The sequence below is a fragment of the Viridibacillus sp. KH_047 genome (genome assembly GCF_057838945.1).
The window spans coordinates 1,011,483-1,028,757 of the sequence record NZ_CM174479.1; the positions used below are offsets into that span (position 1 = coordinate 1,011,483).

Annotated in this window: 21 protein-coding genes, 1 tRNA gene and 1 riboswitch; of the genes, 16 read left to right on the forward strand and 6 right to left on the reverse strand. The window is 36.4% G+C overall.

Annotated elements, in window-relative coordinates; translation table 11 throughout:
* Positions 1-52 precede the first annotated feature (52 nt).
* Positions 53-234: riboswitch (Lysine riboswitch) on the forward strand.
* 123 nt (positions 235-357) lie between these two features.
* On the forward strand, positions 358-1,590 hold the full coding sequence (locus tag AC3IS5_RS05075; protein ID WP_489426833.1) for an aspartate kinase: 1,233 nt from the start codon (positions 358-360) through the stop codon (positions 1,588-1,590).
* A 58-nt stretch (positions 1,591-1,648) separates the two neighbouring features.
* Here AC3IS5_RS05075 and AC3IS5_RS05080 read toward each other — a convergent pair whose 3' ends face one another.
* The gene (locus AC3IS5_RS05080) at positions 1,649-2,062 is read right to left on the reverse strand and encodes a YslB family protein (RefSeq protein WP_193740665.1); all 414 of its coding nucleotides are present in this window, start codon (positions 2,060-2,062) and stop codon (positions 1,649-1,651) included.
* Between the two features lie 272 nt (positions 2,063-2,334).
* On the opposite strand from AC3IS5_RS05080, the gene AC3IS5_RS05085 reads away from it, so the two are divergent.
* From AC3IS5_RS05085 to AC3IS5_RS05140, 12 genes are all read left to right on the forward strand, one after another.
* On the forward strand, positions 2,335-2,943 hold the full coding sequence (locus tag AC3IS5_RS05085; RefSeq protein WP_489426834.1) for a succinate dehydrogenase cytochrome b558 subunit: 609 nt from the start codon (positions 2,335-2,337) through the stop codon (positions 2,941-2,943).
* A gap of 62 nt (positions 2,944-3,005) precedes the next feature.
* Positions 3,006-4,763, forward strand: a complete 1,758-nt coding sequence (sdhA, locus tag AC3IS5_RS05090) for a succinate dehydrogenase flavoprotein subunit (protein ID WP_489426835.1) — start codon at positions 3,006-3,008, stop codon at positions 4,761-4,763.
* Between the two features lie 2 nt (positions 4,764-4,765).
* Positions 4,766-5,542, forward strand: coding sequence for a succinate dehydrogenase iron-sulfur subunit (sdhB, locus tag AC3IS5_RS05095; RefSeq protein ID WP_489426836.1), 777 nt, complete (start codon positions 4,766-4,768; stop codon positions 5,540-5,542).
* Between the two features lie 161 nt (positions 5,543-5,703).
* Positions 5,704-6,147, forward strand: a complete 444-nt coding sequence (locus AC3IS5_RS05100; RefSeq protein ID WP_489426837.1) for an acyl-CoA thioesterase — start codon at positions 5,704-5,706, stop codon at positions 6,145-6,147.
* A 75-nt stretch (positions 6,148-6,222) separates the two neighbouring features.
* Complete coding sequence (locus tag AC3IS5_RS05105; protein WP_038187611.1) at positions 6,223-6,444, forward strand: helix-turn-helix domain-containing protein; 222 nt, start codon at positions 6,223-6,225, stop codon at positions 6,442-6,444.
* A gap of 75 nt (positions 6,445-6,519) precedes the next feature.
* Positions 6,520-6,978, forward strand: coding sequence for a MarR family winged helix-turn-helix transcriptional regulator (locus AC3IS5_RS05110; protein WP_489426838.1), 459 nt, complete (start codon positions 6,520-6,522; stop codon positions 6,976-6,978).
* A gap of 10 nt (positions 6,979-6,988) precedes the next feature.
* On the forward strand, positions 6,989-7,789 hold the full coding sequence (gene racE / locus AC3IS5_RS05115; RefSeq protein WP_489426839.1) for a glutamate racemase: 801 nt from the start codon (positions 6,989-6,991) through the stop codon (positions 7,787-7,789).
* 86 nt (positions 7,790-7,875) lie between these two features.
* Positions 7,876-8,637 (forward strand): ribonuclease PH, encoded by a 762-nt coding sequence (gene rph / locus AC3IS5_RS05120; RefSeq protein ID WP_489426840.1) that lies wholly within the window; start codon positions 7,876-7,878, stop codon positions 8,635-8,637.
* The gene (locus AC3IS5_RS05125) at positions 8,634-9,236 is read left to right on the forward strand and encodes an XTP/dITP diphosphatase (protein ID WP_193740660.1); all 603 of its coding nucleotides are present in this window, start codon (positions 8,634-8,636) and stop codon (positions 9,234-9,236) included. The genes rph and AC3IS5_RS05125 overlap by 4 nt, the downstream gene beginning before the upstream one ends.
* Positions 9,237-9,239: 3 nt before the next feature.
* Positions 9,240-9,752 carry a metallophosphoesterase gene (locus tag AC3IS5_RS05130; protein WP_489426841.1) on the forward strand — a complete coding sequence of 171 codons (513 nt, stop codon included), beginning with the start codon at positions 9,240-9,242 and terminating at the stop codon, positions 9,750-9,752.
* Between the two features lie 71 nt (positions 9,753-9,823).
* Positions 9,824-9,897 (forward strand) — tRNA-Arg (locus AC3IS5_RS05135).
* Between the two features lie 328 nt (positions 9,898-10,225).
* Positions 10,226-10,495 carry a hypothetical protein gene (locus AC3IS5_RS05140; protein WP_489426842.1) on the forward strand — a complete coding sequence of 90 codons (270 nt, stop codon included), beginning with the start codon at positions 10,226-10,228 and terminating at the stop codon, positions 10,493-10,495.
* 214 nt (positions 10,496-10,709) lie between these two features.
* Here the strand turns inward: AC3IS5_RS05140 and AC3IS5_RS05145 are convergent, their stop codons facing one another.
* From AC3IS5_RS05145 to AC3IS5_RS05160, 4 genes are all read right to left on the reverse strand, one after another.
* A complete protein-coding gene (locus tag AC3IS5_RS05145; protein WP_489426843.1) occupies positions 10,710-11,282 on the reverse strand; it encodes a hypothetical protein in 573 nt (190 codons plus the stop codon).
* Positions 11,266-12,060, reverse strand: coding sequence for a hypothetical protein (locus tag AC3IS5_RS05150; RefSeq protein WP_489426844.1), 795 nt, complete (start codon positions 12,058-12,060; stop codon positions 11,266-11,268). Before AC3IS5_RS05150 ends, AC3IS5_RS05145 begins: the two co-directional genes overlap by 17 nt.
* 27 nt (positions 12,061-12,087) lie before the next feature.
* Positions 12,088-12,978 carry a restriction endonuclease gene (locus AC3IS5_RS05155; protein ID WP_489426845.1) on the reverse strand — a complete coding sequence of 297 codons (891 nt, stop codon included), beginning with the start codon at positions 12,976-12,978 and terminating at the stop codon, positions 12,088-12,090.
* Positions 12,979-13,132: 154 nt separating this feature from the next.
* Positions 13,133-13,363, reverse strand: coding sequence for a phosphoglycerate mutase (locus tag AC3IS5_RS05160; protein ID WP_489426846.1), 231 nt, complete (start codon positions 13,361-13,363; stop codon positions 13,133-13,135).
* Between the two features lie 282 nt (positions 13,364-13,645).
* Here AC3IS5_RS05160 and AC3IS5_RS05165 point away from each other — a divergent pair, with 282 nt between their 5' ends.
* From AC3IS5_RS05165 to AC3IS5_RS05175, 3 genes are all read left to right on the forward strand, one after another.
* Positions 13,646-14,212, forward strand: coding sequence for a DUF2269 family protein (locus tag AC3IS5_RS05165; protein WP_489426847.1), 567 nt, complete (start codon positions 13,646-13,648; stop codon positions 14,210-14,212).
* A 434-nt stretch (positions 14,213-14,646) separates the two neighbouring features.
* Positions 14,647-15,024, forward strand: coding sequence for an SET domain-containing protein (locus AC3IS5_RS05170; protein ID WP_390009729.1), 378 nt, complete (start codon positions 14,647-14,649; stop codon positions 15,022-15,024).
* A gap of 575 nt (positions 15,025-15,599) precedes the next feature.
* Positions 15,600-15,803, forward strand: a complete 204-nt coding sequence (locus AC3IS5_RS05175) for a cold-shock protein (protein WP_053582012.1) — start codon at positions 15,600-15,602, stop codon at positions 15,801-15,803.
* A gap of 213 nt (positions 15,804-16,016) precedes the next feature.
* On the opposite strand, the gene AC3IS5_RS05180 is transcribed toward AC3IS5_RS05175, so the two are convergent.
* Positions 16,017-16,826, reverse strand: coding sequence for a formate/nitrite transporter family protein (locus AC3IS5_RS05180; RefSeq protein WP_489426848.1), 810 nt, complete (start codon positions 16,824-16,826; stop codon positions 16,017-16,019).
* Positions 16,827-17,275 lie beyond the last annotated feature (449 nt).

Genomic DNA, 17,275 nt, shown 5'->3' on the forward strand with positions numbered 1-17,275 from the left:
TAATCTGAAAATTATGTTAAAGTAACATTACTATTATAAATAATCACTAATTAGTGATGATAGAGGCGCGGATTTCAAGAGTAATCAGCAAGAGGATGAATAGATCCTATGACTGCTGATGAAAGGGGAGGCCGCCGAAGTGATAAATTGACTATTTCAAATTTATTACTGGTTCTACATTTAACAAGTGTAGAATTGTCAGATCCGTTTCGGTTCTGGAGGGCTATCTCACATGAATGTTCTTTTGAACGTGCATGCTACGAGGCGGCTTTTCACACGGAAACGTGTGGAAGGCTGCTTTTTTCATAAGATGTCATTGTGATACGGTCGTCATAACAAATAAGGGAGAGGTTATGAGTGAGTTGTTTAGTTTTTAAATTTGGTGGTACATCAGTTGCAACGATTGAACGCGTATTGCATGTGGCAAAGCGCATTCAGAAAGAGAAAGATAAGGGCTATGACATTGTCGTTGTTGTTTCAGCAATGGGTAAAACGACGGATAAGTTAGTAGAGATGGCACATGAAGTAATGCCAAATCCATCGAAGCGTGAAATGGATACGCTCTTAACAACTGGTGAGCAGGTGACTATCTCATTATTAACGATTGCATTGCAAAGTTTAGGGTTATCAGCGCAGTCTTTCACTGGTTGGCAAGCTGGTATCTTAACGGAAGGGATTCCAAGTGATTCCCGCATTGTTGAAATCCAATCTGAAAATGTGCAAAAAGCATTGGATAAAGGCCAAGTTGCGGTAGTTGCAGGTTTCCAAGGAATCGATAGTAATAACAATATTACAACTCTAGGTCGCGGAGGATCAGATACAACAGCAGTTGCTTTAGCTGCAGCATTAGGTGCCGAGCGCTGTGATATTTATACAGATGTTGATGGTGTGTACACTTCAGATCCACGTTATGTTCCAAAAGCTCGCAAACTACAGGAACTGTCATATGATGAAATGTTAGAATTAGCAAATTTAGGAGCAGGTGTCTTACATCCACGTGCCGTAGAGTTTGCAAAAAACTACAAGATCCCATTAGCAGTTCGCTCTAGTTATGTAGACGATGAAGGAACAATTATGAAGGAGGAAGTTGAAGTGGAAAAAGATTTAGTTGTACGTGGAGTAGCGTTTATGTCAGATATTGTTCGTGTAACGGTAGGATACGAGGGGAATTATAAAGGTTCTTTAGTCAATATTTTCACGGTTTTAGCTGATAATCATATAAATGTTGATATTATCGTTCAAACTATACTCGAAGGGATAGAGCCTTCAGTATCATTTACTATTACGAAAGAAAATTTAGCAGATACCGCTCGAGTATTAGAAGCAAATAAATCTAAAATTGGTTATTGTCATGTGAATTATGAAGAGGACGTAGCTAAGGTATCGATTGTAGGTTCTGGTATGGTGTCTAATCCTGGCGTAGCCGCAAAAATGTTCGATCGCTTACATAAAGAAAACATTACATTGAAAATGGTAAGTACTTCTGAAATAAAAATTTCTGTTGTCATTCCACAAGAATCGATGTTGTTAACTGCAAACGCATTACATGATGAATTTGAGTTGGCAGCTAGTCTAGCAATTCAAGTTTAATCATAAAATAAAAAGAAGCTGACTAGCCATCTTGAACAGATATTTAGTCAGCTTCTTTTTATAGTTTGTCTTTTAAATCCCATTTAACATGGAATCGTACAAGCCCACGTTTTGCTTTCTTTTCGTCGTAGCATTCTGTTAAGAAACCACTGATTTTCTCTTGTTGAGCTGCTAGGAAGCCACTTTCAAGACGGAAGCAGCGTTTGTCAAATTGCATAGCCTCAGGATCTCCAGTGAGAGTATAAAACGTTTCATCTTTAGATTGTTTTTCTATAGAAAGCTCTCCCCATCCGGCTTCTTGAAAAAATGAAACAGCTTCTTCCATGCTGTATAAAGGAAACTTGCGTGCTAACTCTTTGCCGCACCAATATAGGATATCTTCCTCGTTTTTTCCAAGAACAGACGAGAGAACGTGATCTCTGATTAGTTCGTAACCAAATAATGGGAAGTGTTGAGTGTTAGTAGATGACATGATTTGCCTTCTTTCATTTAATTTTGTCTAATTTTTGTCAGAGTTAGAGAATAGCGTTTTCTAGTAGAATATTTATGTATTTACGAGAAAAAAGCATGATTTAAAGGTATCTAGAAATAGTGCTAGTTACCTTGACGCTCTGCCATGATGAGAGTACAATGAACTTGTCATAATATTGTACCATGATGAAATATGCAGTCAATGGATACCGCGTTGGAAAGCGTTGGTAGTTGTTCGTCTGTCTATTTTCAGTATTAAGGGGGGTAACAGTTTTGTCGAAAGATCGAGAGTTTTATTGGCGTCGACTGCATTCACTTCTTGGAATTATTCCAGTTGGACTGTTCTTGACGCAACACTTGTTTATTAACTTTACAGCAACAAAAGGTGCAGAATCATTTAACACAGCAAGTGAATTTATGGGGAGTCTCCCATTCTTATGGGCTCTAGAATGGATTGTGATTTACATTCCATTAATGTTCCATGCTTTTTATGGTGTGTACATAGCCTTCACTGGGCAACCAAACACTAAACGTTTTAGCACTTTCCGTAACTGGATGTACGTATTGCAACGTTTCACAGGAGTATTCCTAGTTGTGTTTATCGCATGGCATATTTTCCAAACTCGTATCCAAAAAGCACTTGGAACTGAAGTTGATTACAACATGATGGCAGATGTTCTATCTAATCCTTGGATGGTAGCATTCTATATCGCTGGTATTATTTCAGCAACTTTCCACTTAGCTAACGGTGTTTGGGCATTCCTAGTAAGTTGGGGAATTACTCAATCTCCAAAATCTCAAAAAATCGCAACATATGTTACTATTTTAATTTTCTTAGTGTTATCTGTAGTCGGCGTATCGGCTTTACTTGCATTCGTATAAGGCAGTGCACTTAAAATCATGTAAGCGCTTGATTACTAATTGAAAGAGGAGTGAGAAATATCATGGCTAAAAGCAAATTGATAGTCGTTGGCGGCGGTCTTGCTGGTTTAATGGCTACTATGAAAGCAGCCGAAATGGGCACAGAAGTTGAATTATTCTCATTAGTACCAGTAAAACGCTCACACTCTGTTTGTGCACAGGGCGGAATCAACGGTGCTGTTAATACAAAAGGTGAAGGGGATTCTCCATGGATCCACTTTGATGATACAGTTTACGGTGGGGACTTCTTAGCGAACCAACCACCAGTAAAAGCAATGGCTGATGCGGCACCAGGAATCATCCATTTATTTGACCGTATGGGTGTTATGTTCAACCGTACACCAGAAGGTTTATTAGATTTCCGTCGTTTCGGTGGTACATTAATGCACCGTACAGCATTTGCTGGTGCGACAACAGGTCAACAACTTCTATACGCTCTAGACGAACAAGTTCGTAAATGGGAAGTAGAAGGCTTAGTAACAAAATACGAAGGTTGGGAATTCTTAGGACTAGTTCTTGATGACGAAGGCGTATGTAAAGGGATTAAAGCACAAAACCTTACAACTCACGAAATCAAAGCATTCCGTTCTGACGCAGTGATCATGGCAAGTGGTGGTCCTGGTATTATCTTCGGTAAATCAACAAACTCAATGATTAACACTGGTTCGGCAGCATCTATCGTTTATCAACAAGGTGCTAAATACGCGAACGGTGAGTTCATCCAAATTCACCCTACAGCAATTCCTGGTGACGATAAACTTCGTCTAATGTCAGAATCTGCTCGTGGTGAAGGTGGCCGTATTTGGACTTACAAAGACGGTAAACCTTGGTACTTCTTAGAAGAAAAATATCCTGCATACGGTAACTTAGTGCCACGTGATATTGCAACACGTGAAATCTTTGACGTTTGTATTAACCAAAAACTTGGTGTCAACGGTGAAAACGTTGTTTATCTAGATCTTTCTCACAAAGATCCACATGAACTTGACATTAAGCTTGGTGGTATCATTGAAATCTACCAAAAATTCGTAGGTGACGATCCACATAAAGTACCTATGAAGATCTTCCCAGCAGTTCATTATTCTATGGGCGGTCTATGGGTAGATTACGATCAACATACAACTATTCCAGGTCTATTTGCTGCAGGTGAATGTGATTACTCTCAACACGGTGGTAACCGTTTAGGAGCTAACTCATTATTATCAGCTATCTATGGTGGTAGTATTGCAGGACCAAACGCTGTTAACTACATCAAAGGTCTTGAAAAACATGTAGAAGATCTTCCTTCTTCAATTTACGATTCCGCAGTTGCTGAAGAACAGCAAAAATGGGATGATACATTGAAATTAGACGGTAACGAAAATGCATACCTACTTCACAAAGAACTTGGTGAATGGATGACAGCTAACGCTACTGTTGTACGTTTCAACGATAAATTAAGAGCAACAGACAATAAAATCATGGAATTACAAGAACGTTATAACAACATCAACATTAACGATACTGCTAAATGGAGTAACCAAGGTGTACAATTCACTCGTCAGTTGAAAAACATGATGGCTCTTGCTCGTGTTATTACTTTAGGTGCGTTAAATCGTGATGAAAGTCGTGGGGCACACTATAAACCAGACTTCCCAGAACGTGATGATGAAAACTTCTTGAAAACAACTATCGCGGAATTCACTCCATCTACTGAGCCTAAATTAAGCTACGAAGAAGTTGATGTTTCGTTAATTCCACCACGTAAACGTGACTATTCTGCAAAGAAAGGGGATAAATAATCATGGGACAAGCAGTTGAAACGAAATATATTAGTGTAGAAATTGAACGTCAAGATACAACGGATTCACAACCATATTGGGAAAAATTCAACGTACCTTACCGTCATGGTATGAACGTAATTTCTATATTAATGGAAATTCAACGTAATCCAGTAACTGCTGATGGTAAAAATACATCTCCAGTTTCATGGGACATGAGCTGCCTTGAAGAAGTTTGTGGTGCATGTTCAATGGTTATTAACGGTCGTCCTCGTCAATCATGTTCAGCGTTAGTTGACCAACTAGAACAACCAATTAAATTACAACCAATGAGCACTTTCCCTGTCATTCGTGACCTGCAAATCGACCGTAGCCGCATGTTTGATTCACTTAAAAAAGTGAAAGCATGGGTTCCAATCGATGGTTCTTATGATCTTGGTGAAGGTCCACGTATGCCAGAGCGCAAACGTGAATGGGCTTATGAATTATCTAAATGTATGACTTGTGGTGTTTGTCTTGAAGCATGTCCTAACGTGAATACTCATTCTGATTTCATGGGACCAGCTCCACTTTCACAAGTACGTTTATTTAATGCTCACCCAACAGGTGCAATGAACAAAGACGAGCGTCTAGCGGCAATCATGGGCGAAGGCGGTCTTGCTAACTGTGGTAATTCTCAAAACTGTGTAGTAGCATGTCCAAAAGGTATTCCTTTGACTACTTCTATCGCATCTTTGAACCGTGCTACTACAGTACAAATGTTCAAAAACTTCTTTGGTTCTGACCATATGGTTGACTAATCTATTATTGAAAAGTAACAGATTAGAAACTTTTAAAACAGCTTCACACTTTTGTGTGAAGCTGTTTTTGTGTTATTTATAGAATGTTTGTCCGTGTTTATCATTGGTATTTTCTGTTATAATTAAATGAATAACTGTTCATTTTCAAAGGGGGAAATACTATGCAATCATCATACATTAGTAATATGGAAGAATGGAAAAAGGGGTTTTCGTTTTCAGTACCTGTGCAAGTAAGGTTTTCAGAGACTGATATGTTTGGACATATGAATAATACAGTGCCAATCACATATTTTGAATATGCACGAATCGAATTTTTAAAGTATCTTGGTTTTATGGGAAAATGGATGCAAGTAGATGAAGAAGCCATTCCTGTTGTGGCAGATATTCAATGTGATTATGTGAAGCAAGTGTACTTTGAGGAGCAATTGAATATTTTTGTGAAAATAGAGAATATCGGCAACTCATCATTAGATCTACATTATTTGGCAATCAATAATAAGGAAGAGATGTGCTTTACAGGACGCGGAACCATTGTGCAAATGAACCGTCAAACTGGGAAGTCTATAAGGTGGAATGAATCACAATTACAGAGTGTTCAAGTATAAAATTTGAATAGCCGTCACCGCTTTGCCACTTCCGACATACGCTACATGGAAGAGGGGATTGGAGGGCCGCGTGTGATGAGTCATTCACATCATCGTTCATTGTTAACAAAGCGTGAACGGGAAATTTTTCAATTACTTGTAAAAGACTTTTCGACAAAGGAAATAGCCACACAACTTCACATCAGTGAAAAAACTGTGCGCAATCATATTTCCAATACTATCCAGAAACTCGGTGTGTCAGGCCGTGCACAAGCGATGATTGAGCTTCTTCGTCTAGGAGAATTGTCTTTAGGATGAATGTGCTCTTGCCATTTTCGTCAAAACACTTCACAATAAAGGGATAAGTAATCCTTTTGAGGAGTGAAGGTTCACATGACAAATCAAGATCCAAAGTCCACACATGATGCTGAACAAGTAGCATTTTTGGAAAAAGAGCTTCGACATATTTCGGCATTAATTAAGCAGAAGGGTCGAGAAATATTAAGTAACTATACAATTACACCTCCGCAATTCATTGCGTTACAATGGCTTCATGAGATTGGTGACATGACAATTGGAGATTTATCAAATAAAATGTATTTAGCGTTTAGCACGACGACTGATTTAGTCGATCGCATGGAAAAAAATGCGCTTGTTAAACGTGTACGTGACAATGAGGATCGTCGAGTTGTTCGAATCCATCTATTAGAAGAAGGCGAACGTATAATTGAAGAAGTGATTGTAAAACGTCAAAAATACTTAAACGACATCGTAACAGATTTTAGTAAAACAGAAGTACTAGAATTATCAAGATTATTACACAAACTATATAACGAAATGAACCAGGATTGAGGCGGTTAACGTGAATGCTCCCATCGGAGTGATTGATTCAGGTGTTGGTGGACTAACCGTTGTAAAAGAAATGCTACGATTACTACCGAACGAATCCATATATTATATTGGTGATACAGCAAGATGCCCGTATGGACCACGTTCACAAGAACAAGTGAGAACCTTTACATGGCAAATGGCGGACGCATTGTCGAAAATGAATATTAAAATGCTTGTCATTGCTTGCAACACCGCAACTGCAGTTGCTTTAGAAAGCTTGCAAAAGAAATGTCCTTTCCCAGTTATCGGTGTTATTAACCCAGGTGCTAGAGCAGCGATTAAAGCGACGAAAAGCCATGACATTGTAGTCCTTGGTACAGAGGGCACAGTGAAGAGTGGTGCATATGATGAGGCGCTCTATTCACTTTCATCATCTAGTAGAGTAACATCACTAGCTTGCCCGTCATTTGTTCCTTTAGTGGAAAGTGGCGAGTACGAAGGGGAATTTGCTGACCAGTTAGTAAAAGAAAGTTTACAACCATTACATCAAACAAGTTTTGATACGGTTATTTTAGGCTGTACACATTATCCACTTATTCAGCGGAATATTGAACAGACTGTAGGTGAACACGTTCAAGTTGTGTCTTCAGCAGAAGAAACAGCTAAGGACGTCCAAAATCTACTGAGTTATCATCATATAGCAAGAAAGGAACAATTAGCACCAGAGCACCGTTTCTATACGACGGGCTCGGTGCCGATGTTCCAATTAATTGCGAATAAATGGCTACCACTTCAGAAGATACAAGTGAAAAGAATTACTTTAAAAAAGTAATAGCGTAAATAATATAGTAAAAGCCCGAAATGATGGACATTTCGGGGTTTTACTATGAATAAAAACAACATAATTGGAGGTACATCATGACAAGAAATGATGGACGTAAAAAAGACGAGCTAAGACCGATTCAAATGGACAAGGACTATTTAATGCACCCGGAAGGCTCTGTTTTAATAACAGTTGGGAATACGAAAGTCATTTGTAATGCAACGATTGAAGAAAAAGTACCACCATTTATGCGAGGAGAAGGAAAAGGTTGGGTAACAGCAGAGTATTCAATGTTACCAAGAGCAACTGAATCACGAACTCGTCGCGAAGCATCAGCAGGTAAAATTGGCGGTCGTACAATGGAAATCCAACGTTTAATTGGACGAGCTTTACGCGCAGTTGTAGATTTAGAAAAACTTGGAGAAAGAACGATTTGGATCGACTGTGATGTCATTCAAGCAGATGGAGGCACGCGTACAGCTTCTATTACTGGTGCGTTTGTAGCAATGGCAGATGCAGTGGCGAAACTACAAGACGCAGGTAAAATTACGCACTACCCATTAAAAGACTTCCTAGCAGCAACAAGTGTAGGTATCGCAGCAGAAGAGGGTGCTATTTTAGATTTAAATTATCTTGAAGACTCGGCGGCAGAAGTGGATATGAATATTGTTCAAACAGGTAAAGGACAATTTGTAGAGCTACAAGGTACTGGAGAAGAATCTACATTCACTCGTGAACAATTAAATGAGCTTTTAGCATTAGGCGAAATAGGTGTTCAACAATTAATCAATGCTCAAAAAGAAGTGTTAGGTGAAGTAGCACTACGCATTGAACGTAATTTGGAGGCAGTAAAATGAAACAAGTCGTAATCGCAACGAAAAATAAAGGGAAAGCGAAGGATTTTGAAGCAATTTTCGGTCCTTTAGGCTTTGAAGTCGTAACATTATTTGATGTAGCACCTGACTTAGAAATTGAAGAAACAGGGACAACTTTCGAAGAGAATGCCATTCTAAAAGCTGAAACAGTAGCTAACTTACTTGGCAAAATTGTCATTGCGGATGATAGTGGCCTACAAATTGATGCATTAAACGGTGAACCCGGCGTTTATTCAGCGCGCTATGCAGGCGATCACGATGATGAGGCAAATATGCAAAAGGCATTGAAAAACCTTGAAGGCGTAAAAGAAGAAGATCGTACAGCACGCTTCTGTTGTGCACTAGCTATCGCGGGACCAAATCAAGAAACAACTACTGTTTTTGGTACTTGCGAAGGCTTGATTTTAACAGAAAAACGCGGTACAAATGGTTTCGGTTATGACCCAATCTTCTTTGTTCCACAACTTAACAAAGCCATGGCAGAGCTAACACCTGCTGAAAAAGGAGCCATTTCTCACCGAGGTAATGCCATTCGCCTTTTAGCGGATCAATTGCCAACTTGGGTATCAGAAGTGGAGTGATAAATGATGAGAATTCTAGTAATGAGTGACACTCACAGTGACGATACAGTTATAGAACAAGTCGTTTCGAATGTTCAGGATATCGATGCTGTGTTCCATTGCGGTGATAGTGAACTATCTTTTAATGCTGATGAATTACGTAATATGTACAAAGTAAGAGGGAATTGCGATTACGATAAGCAATTTCCAGACGACGTTATTGAAGAAATAGATGGGCAAAAGATCTATATGACACACGGTCATTTATATAATGTCAAACTGACTCTATTACCACTTTCATATCGTGCGGCAGAAGTAGGCGCTAACCTCGTGTTATTTGGCCACTCACACGTGCTAGGAGCGGAATTAATAGATGATACGCTATTTGTTAACCCAGGAAGCCTTCGCATGCCTAGAGGGCGTAAAGAAAAGAGCTATGCAATTATCGATTTCGACGGTACACAGTGGCAAGTCACATTCAAAACAGAAACAAATGAAATCATTACACAAGAGAATTTTTCTATTTTAAAAAAATAATGTTGACACTTTCAAATATCTGATATATACTAAGTATTGTCTTTCCCGTTGGAACGCGGGATTGCACATTTGTCTCAGTAGCTCAGCTGGATAGAGCAGCGCCCTTCTAAGGCGTCGGTCGGGGGTTCGAATCCCTCCTGGGACGTAATAGATATACACTGTGTACGTTTGTATAACAGTGTATATAAAAATTAGGGATCAGGTCAGGGCTTCGGTCATTGAATCTGAATCCTTTTTTTGTTACCACATTATTTTACGTATACGAACTAGATTATCTTCTAATTTATTTGAATAGGTTAGAAGTTTATAAATAGTCGTTAGATACGTCTGAAGGTTAGATTCAATTTAAAAGAGCCAAGCTCATTTTTTATTATTTTCATTGCTGAATGAATATAGGGTATACTTTTATAGTCCTATAATTGCAGATAAAGTAGGAACTAAAAATTAATTGAAAGTTTTATTGGAGGTTTATTATGAATTACATAATCAGTAACAAACAAGTATTTGAACAGGCACAACTACGTCCGGTTTCAGACGTTCAGTTTAGTGAAGAAGAACTTCAAAATGGTATGAAGTTAGCTGTCTCTAAGGTTGATGAGACCCTCTCTTTGTATTTAGTAGATGTAGACGGGCAGAAGAAATTTGATGTCCGTTGGGATGATTCGTCCGAACTTTTCAACGGCTGGTATTCTGCTTGGGATAATTTCTCTTGGTGCCTAAATATAGTTAATAGTCAAAAATGATCGATTAAATAATATCAACTAAAAACGAACATGCATTTTATACCTTTATCCAATTCTAAAGAGGTTATATACCGTATGTTCATATTTACTACCTATAAATGATTAAAAAAGAGGTGAGGGATTACCAATAATACAGTAATCCTTCGCCTCTTTTTCTGTCTTCTTTCCCTTCATCCAAAATGTATCCATTTTGGAGATCAATTATCAATATGTATTATAAATTATCAAATCCATTAAAAATGATATCTCCAACCGTTTGCGCGTTAATATTGATTAATGGGCATTGTACTGTCGTTACTTTCTCAAGACCCCAATAATATCTTTCACCAATTTCAGAGCTTAGTGGTGTAGCGATGCTTATACCTCCAGATGATTCAATACTCATGTATTGCTTATTACGTGTTGGGTTATAAAAACGCCAATGATTAGCTGGAGAACAGCCAGAGCTCCAAGAAGTGATGTCTTTAAAATCAAATTTAGATAAATAAACAGTAGGTTCTAGTGAATTTTCGTTATTAAACAATTCTATTTCTAAAGCAAAAATAGAACCGTTACGCCATTCGTTTTCAAGCTCAATATCCTGCTCCTTTTGGAAAAGTAAAATAAAGTCCTGAATATACCAACCATTTGTATGGTTATCCGATTTATAACGAAGGAATTTGTCTGTAGAAACAACATATTTGTGTTCGGTAGCAATTTGTTTACAGTACTCAAAAAGTTTTTGTATATTTTCATAAGTTTGATGTACTACTTTAAATGCATTTTGTATATTAGCTGATGAATTCATAAAATTGATCTCCTTTTACAATTGTATTAGTAGTGAATTCGAATAATAACTCTTGTTTATGTGGGTTAAATTTATAGCCATTTAGATTATCAATCATTAATTCTGGTGAAATTTCAAATGACTCAAATCGCTCGAAGCCTTTTCTTTTTAAGAGATTTAATAAATCCTGAATGATTAATTGATGAAATGATTCAGAAACAGATAAGTTTATCAATTCAGAGTAAATGGTCTGCCAAGAGATATAACCCAGTATTACATCAGGGTGAATAATTGCAGGTTTACGAGCAATAACATCATTATAAATATTTTCACATGATGGTTCGGTAGCGATAAATAGTAAAACCTTTCTCTTATTACGACCTTTTTTATCCACAATACGAGACTCTCTAGCAAGCTGATTGCGGCTTTCTATCAATTGCATCTCGTGAATTTGATCAAGTAGTTCATCGCTGTACTCACTATCTTCAGAAGAAAGTCCACTTAAATATTTCACTTCAATACCTATAATTATTTCATCAAATTCAATTAATACATCAATTTCACCTTCTGAATCGTATGGCCAAAAAGTAATAGAATCATCCCAATATGTTTTGTCCATTTTTGAAAATATAGGTTTTAGGCTATTGGGCTTTATGGCGTTTGAAAGTATTACGCCTAATCCAATATTAAAAGGTAAATAGCGTAATGTTCCAAAGAACTGTCCAGTCAAATTGTCTTCTAGTCGCTCGGAAAGATTAGAGCCACTACGGCTTATTTTCCCGTGTATTTCTGCAATCATAATTTTATCTCCCGTCTTAAGAATTATTCATTCCTCAAAAAAATCCAAATCCATCTTTTTAATCACATATACTTCTTCTTTAGACACGCCAACATCATATTTAAACATTAAATCAGTTAATTGCTCGCCATCAATTAGAATGACAGTTTTCTCAATGTTTTCAGCATAGTCTCGAGCATCTTTTGTGAAACGAGTTGTTGTGATAAAAATACCTTTTGATGCTTTCATACCTACTAAGCTACCTACAAATGCTTGAATATTGGGACGTGACACGCTGTTTTCTTTTTTCCAACGTTTTGCTTGTAAGTAAATTTTATCGAGTCCAAGAACATCCTCTTTTATAACCCCATCAATACCACCATCTCCAGATTTACCGACAGCTCTTCCGGCATCATTGACAGAACCACCGTAACCCATAGCTACTATTAAGTCGACAATGAGTCGTTCAAAAAATGCTGGAGAGCATTCTAGGATTTTATCTAATAATGAATCCTGAAGTTCATTTTTAAGAATATTAAAATTGTTATTAATCATTTCTAAAGGTGTTTTATCATTATTTACATCAACTTTAGAAGTTGGTAACTCAGGTGATGACTTTGTGACATTGATAAACGAATTAAAAGATGGATACCGAGTTAAGAATTTTTTGTCGATATAATCTATAGTAGGGTCTTTTAAAATATTTAATCCTTCTTCTGTAATTTGAAAGACTGCTCTGCGAACTGTTCTAATTAACCCAGCTTTATTTAAGTATGTTCTTGCCCAACCAATACGGTTTACTAAGACTGTTTGTTTACCACTTGGTAGTTTTTCTTCAATTTCATCTTCTGTAAGGTTGAAGTGCTCTGCGAGTAACACATATAAATTTTGTAACGTATATTCTTTTCCATCACCTAACTGGTTTAAAAATGGATACATAAAATCCTAATAACCTGGAATGTACATATGAAATCCTCCTAATATAATAAAATTACATTAAACCACTGCTCGTCATTGAGTGTGGTTTTATTGGTTTCTGATAAGGAATGTTCATCTACATAAAGAAAACTTCACTGACGTTAAGTAAACGGTTTTAGCGTTGCATAGTATTATTTGTTTCATATTGAATGTTCATCTTGATTTTGTTCAAGTCCCTATCAATTTTGGAAATTAACATATGTAACTCTTCATTTTCTGAAGCGGTAAAGGTTTCCCCTCTTCGTTTGCTTAAAGTGACGGTTTGATTAATCAGCCTCAAACAAGATTTAATCAGAGCCAAATCAGTTTTGATTGCTTCTTTGTTAATAATGTCTATTTCATCCACTAATACCACTCCCTTGCATACATGATACGACATTGGCATTTATTTTCCCACCAAATAATAGAAGTATTAAATTAATTAAAAAGTAGCACCAGCGTTAAGCAGTACGACAAAGCGAGGTATTTTGTTGAAGATGAAAAGCTGAGCGCGAAAATAACGTGGTCAGGTCAGATTAGTGAAATGTTCCGCCACTTTTTTATATTGTAAAGTGTAAAAATTGTTTACCAATTTTATTCAAAAATTGATAAACTGAAAAACGATAAAAAACCAATTGTAGGAAAAATTATGTATCAAATGATGATGTTTTTACACATATTAGGCGTATTATTTATGTTCGCAGCTGTTGCCGTTACCTTAACGGGCATGTTCGGCATGCTTCATTCAAAAGACAATAAGGTGCTAAAAATTTGGGCTGCTTTATCTGTTAAAATGGATGAGTTTCTCCCGTTCAGCGTAATTCTTATTTTGCTCCCTGGCTTGTACCTTGTATTTTCTACCTGGGGATGGAATATCGCTTGGGTAAATGTTTCACTAGGAGCTTTATTGTTAATGACACTTGCAGGACCTATTATTAATTTGCGTCGTTTTAAAAGTATTCTTCAAACTGTGAATGCAGAAACAGGTGAAATACCTTCATCAGACTTGTTAGTGAAAGTACGGGACCAAGTTCTATGGAATTCTGTTTCTATTATGACGATGGAAGTACTAGGCATTATTTATCTAATGATAATCAAACCATCCCTTATAGAATCCCTTGTTACAATCGTTGTTTGCTTTATTCTAGGCTTTGTGTTTTCTAAAACTGCCTTACATGTTGGAAGTGAAAAAAATAAGATGTCGCATTCTTTATAACAACAAATCACAAGAAAAACTAGTGATTTTTATTTAATTAAAATTAACAGCAATATATAGCCGTATAAGATTAGTGAAATCCACCTTATACAAAACTAGGGAGATCTCCAAGGTCTCCCTTTTGTATTGTTCACCAGCAATATTTTTGAAAGCTACTTCCTTTTAGGACAAGAAGAGCCAACAATATTGAGCCATCAGCCAGTCTCAGTGGAACGTAAGGTCGATTCCCAAGTTGCGGAAAATTACTTAAAAACAGTTTTGTTTATATGTCTAGAAAATCCTTCTTGCACTAAAACGTACATATTTTCAGTCGTTCTGTGACGAAAAAGATGTTTAATTTATAATAAAGTTGTTTATGGATAAATAAAAAGAGCTGAATGTTCAAATTAATGTTACAGTTAGAAAGAATAATTTAAAAGTGAGTAGGCGAAAACATGATAGAAGTAAAAACATCTCCTTTAAGTGATGGAGAATTCAATAGAGGGGTATTTGCTACATGCGATATCCAAAAAGGAGAGCTATTACATGAGGCACCTGTAATTTCTTATCCAAACGAACAGCATCAATACATTGAACAAACTATACTCGCTGATTACGCTTTTGAGTATGGGATAGGACAATCTGCTATCCTTCTTGGTTATGGAATGTTGTTTAATCATTCTTATGAACCTAATGCAACGTATGAGATTAATTTTAAAAATCATACATTTGATTTCTTTGCTTATACAGATATAAAAGCAGGAGATGAAATTCTTATTAATTATAATGGCGACGTTGATGACAAAGATCAGCTGTGGTTTAACGAGGAATAAAAAGTTGTAGTGACGATTATAAACGAAGCATCTTCCTAAATGTATCGACTTTAGAAATTTAGAAATGAAGAAAACCAATTTTTAAAAACACAATAACCATCTATCAATGTGACTGATAGATGGTTATTGTGTTTTTAGGAACAAAATGAACCAACTTTAATGATTATCTTCCAACTAACTGCCAGTTAACTTAAGTATATATCTCCACAAACTCGCGTAATTTACATGTTTTTATATAAAAGCGGTTCTTCTTGATTGTTTGAAAAGTTAAGTAGTTTATGATAGTGAAACAGAGGTGAAACATACTGTTATCAAGGGGGGCTTGATGCTGGAGTAACTTCAGAATTCAACTTTTAACTAAGGCCATACTATTGATAATTAATAAGTTTGCTTTTGCACTAGACAAATGTGATTTTATATTATATAATAAATGTAATAAGATCGATTGCAAGAATACAACTAATTCACATATTACAAAGAGTAATCGTGTATTTTTTGATACTTTTTGTAATATGTGAATTTTTTCTTTGGAAGAAATATGATATTATTTAATACAATTAATGGAGGTCATTTAAATGACACAACAAGGTACAGTAAAATGGTTTAACGCAGAAAAAGGTTTCGGTTTCATCGAAGTAGAAGGCGGAAACGACGTATTCGCTCACTTCTCAGCTATCCAAGGTGACGGTTTCAAATCACTTGACGAAGGTCAAAAAGTTGAATTCTCAGTAGAAGATGGCCAACGTGGACCACAAGCTACAAACATCGTAAAACTTTAATTTTAATGATGTAACTAAAAAAAGAGGTATCCTTTCATTAGGATACCTCTTTTTTGTGTGTGAAGTTACAATATTGTAATGCAGATACAGTTAATGTACTCCTTTATAGGATATAGCAGTAGATGTGAACAAAAAGAGATAGTTGCTTTCGACTAGCTCATTCTAAAAAAGTTACTATTGAATTTCTTTCATTTATTTCTTTCTTGTATAAGCTTAATCCTCATCATCTTCTTGGAGTTCATCTTCATCGTTCGAATTAGATCCGCCCAAGAAATAATACAATAGAGCCATGAAGACTATTCCACCTACCATATTCCCTAGTGTTACAGGAATGAGGTTATGAAGAGCCTTACCAATTGAAATTGCATCGGGATGATCTAATACTAGAGCTATCGAGAATGTACTCATATTAGCTATAGAATGTTCATATCCCGAAATGAAGAAGCCAAATACTAAAAAGATCATTGTAAATAGTTTAGGACCGTCGCCTTTTAATGCCATCGGTACGTAGAAAGCTAAACAAACTAGCCAGTTACAAAGAACCGCACGGAAGAAAAGTTCTGATGTTGGAGTATTCATTTTTCCTTCAACTACACTCATTAAGAATCCATTCACTTCATGTGATGCGAATAAACCTGTTAAGGAGATTAATCCAGCGAAAACAAGCGCGCCAATTATATTACCGCTATATGATGAAATCCACATTTGAATGACTTTTTTCCAAGACATATTGCCACGAAGAGCAGTGTAAGTGAAATAAAATGTATTTCCTGTAAATAAGTCACCACCAGCATAAGCAATAAGAACGATTGCTATACCAAATGTTAAAGCAGCAATTGGATAAGCTACCGGAGAATGTTCAGCATAGAATAAGTTCCCTGTTTTAAATGCGACGATTACACCGAATCCGATAAATGCACTTGCAAGCATGGCCCGTAACAGATATTTTATAATGCTTTGATCAAATACTTTTTGTTTTTTGAGTGCCAATTTCTCGACATTACGTAGAGCTTTATGTTCCATAATTCCTCCTATTAGCTTGTGTTACTATAAATGTAATCAAAGTTAAATCTCAACATGTAACACATTGATATAATATCGTTAAACTAAGTTTGCAAAAGTAGAAACTTCCATTTGTATTCTTGAGTTTAAAGAAAAGGGCCAATTGGATTCGGCAAAAGCCATAAAAAACTACAATAAATAGAAAAGGGATTCGGAATGATGACATACCGAATCCCTTTACTCTACAACACGAAACAGATTATCAATTATGGTAAGCTGTTTTCTCTGTTGGTATTCGTTCCTAAACGATTCGGCAAGATTAAATGTAAAATAACCATACATATAGGATGCGCTGGTGAATCTCCAGGCGTATATTTTAATATATAAAAACTACTAAAATCAATAAGATATTTTTGGAAACTGATATTTTTTTTATTTATGGATATGAGATATCCCTATTCTATTGCGAC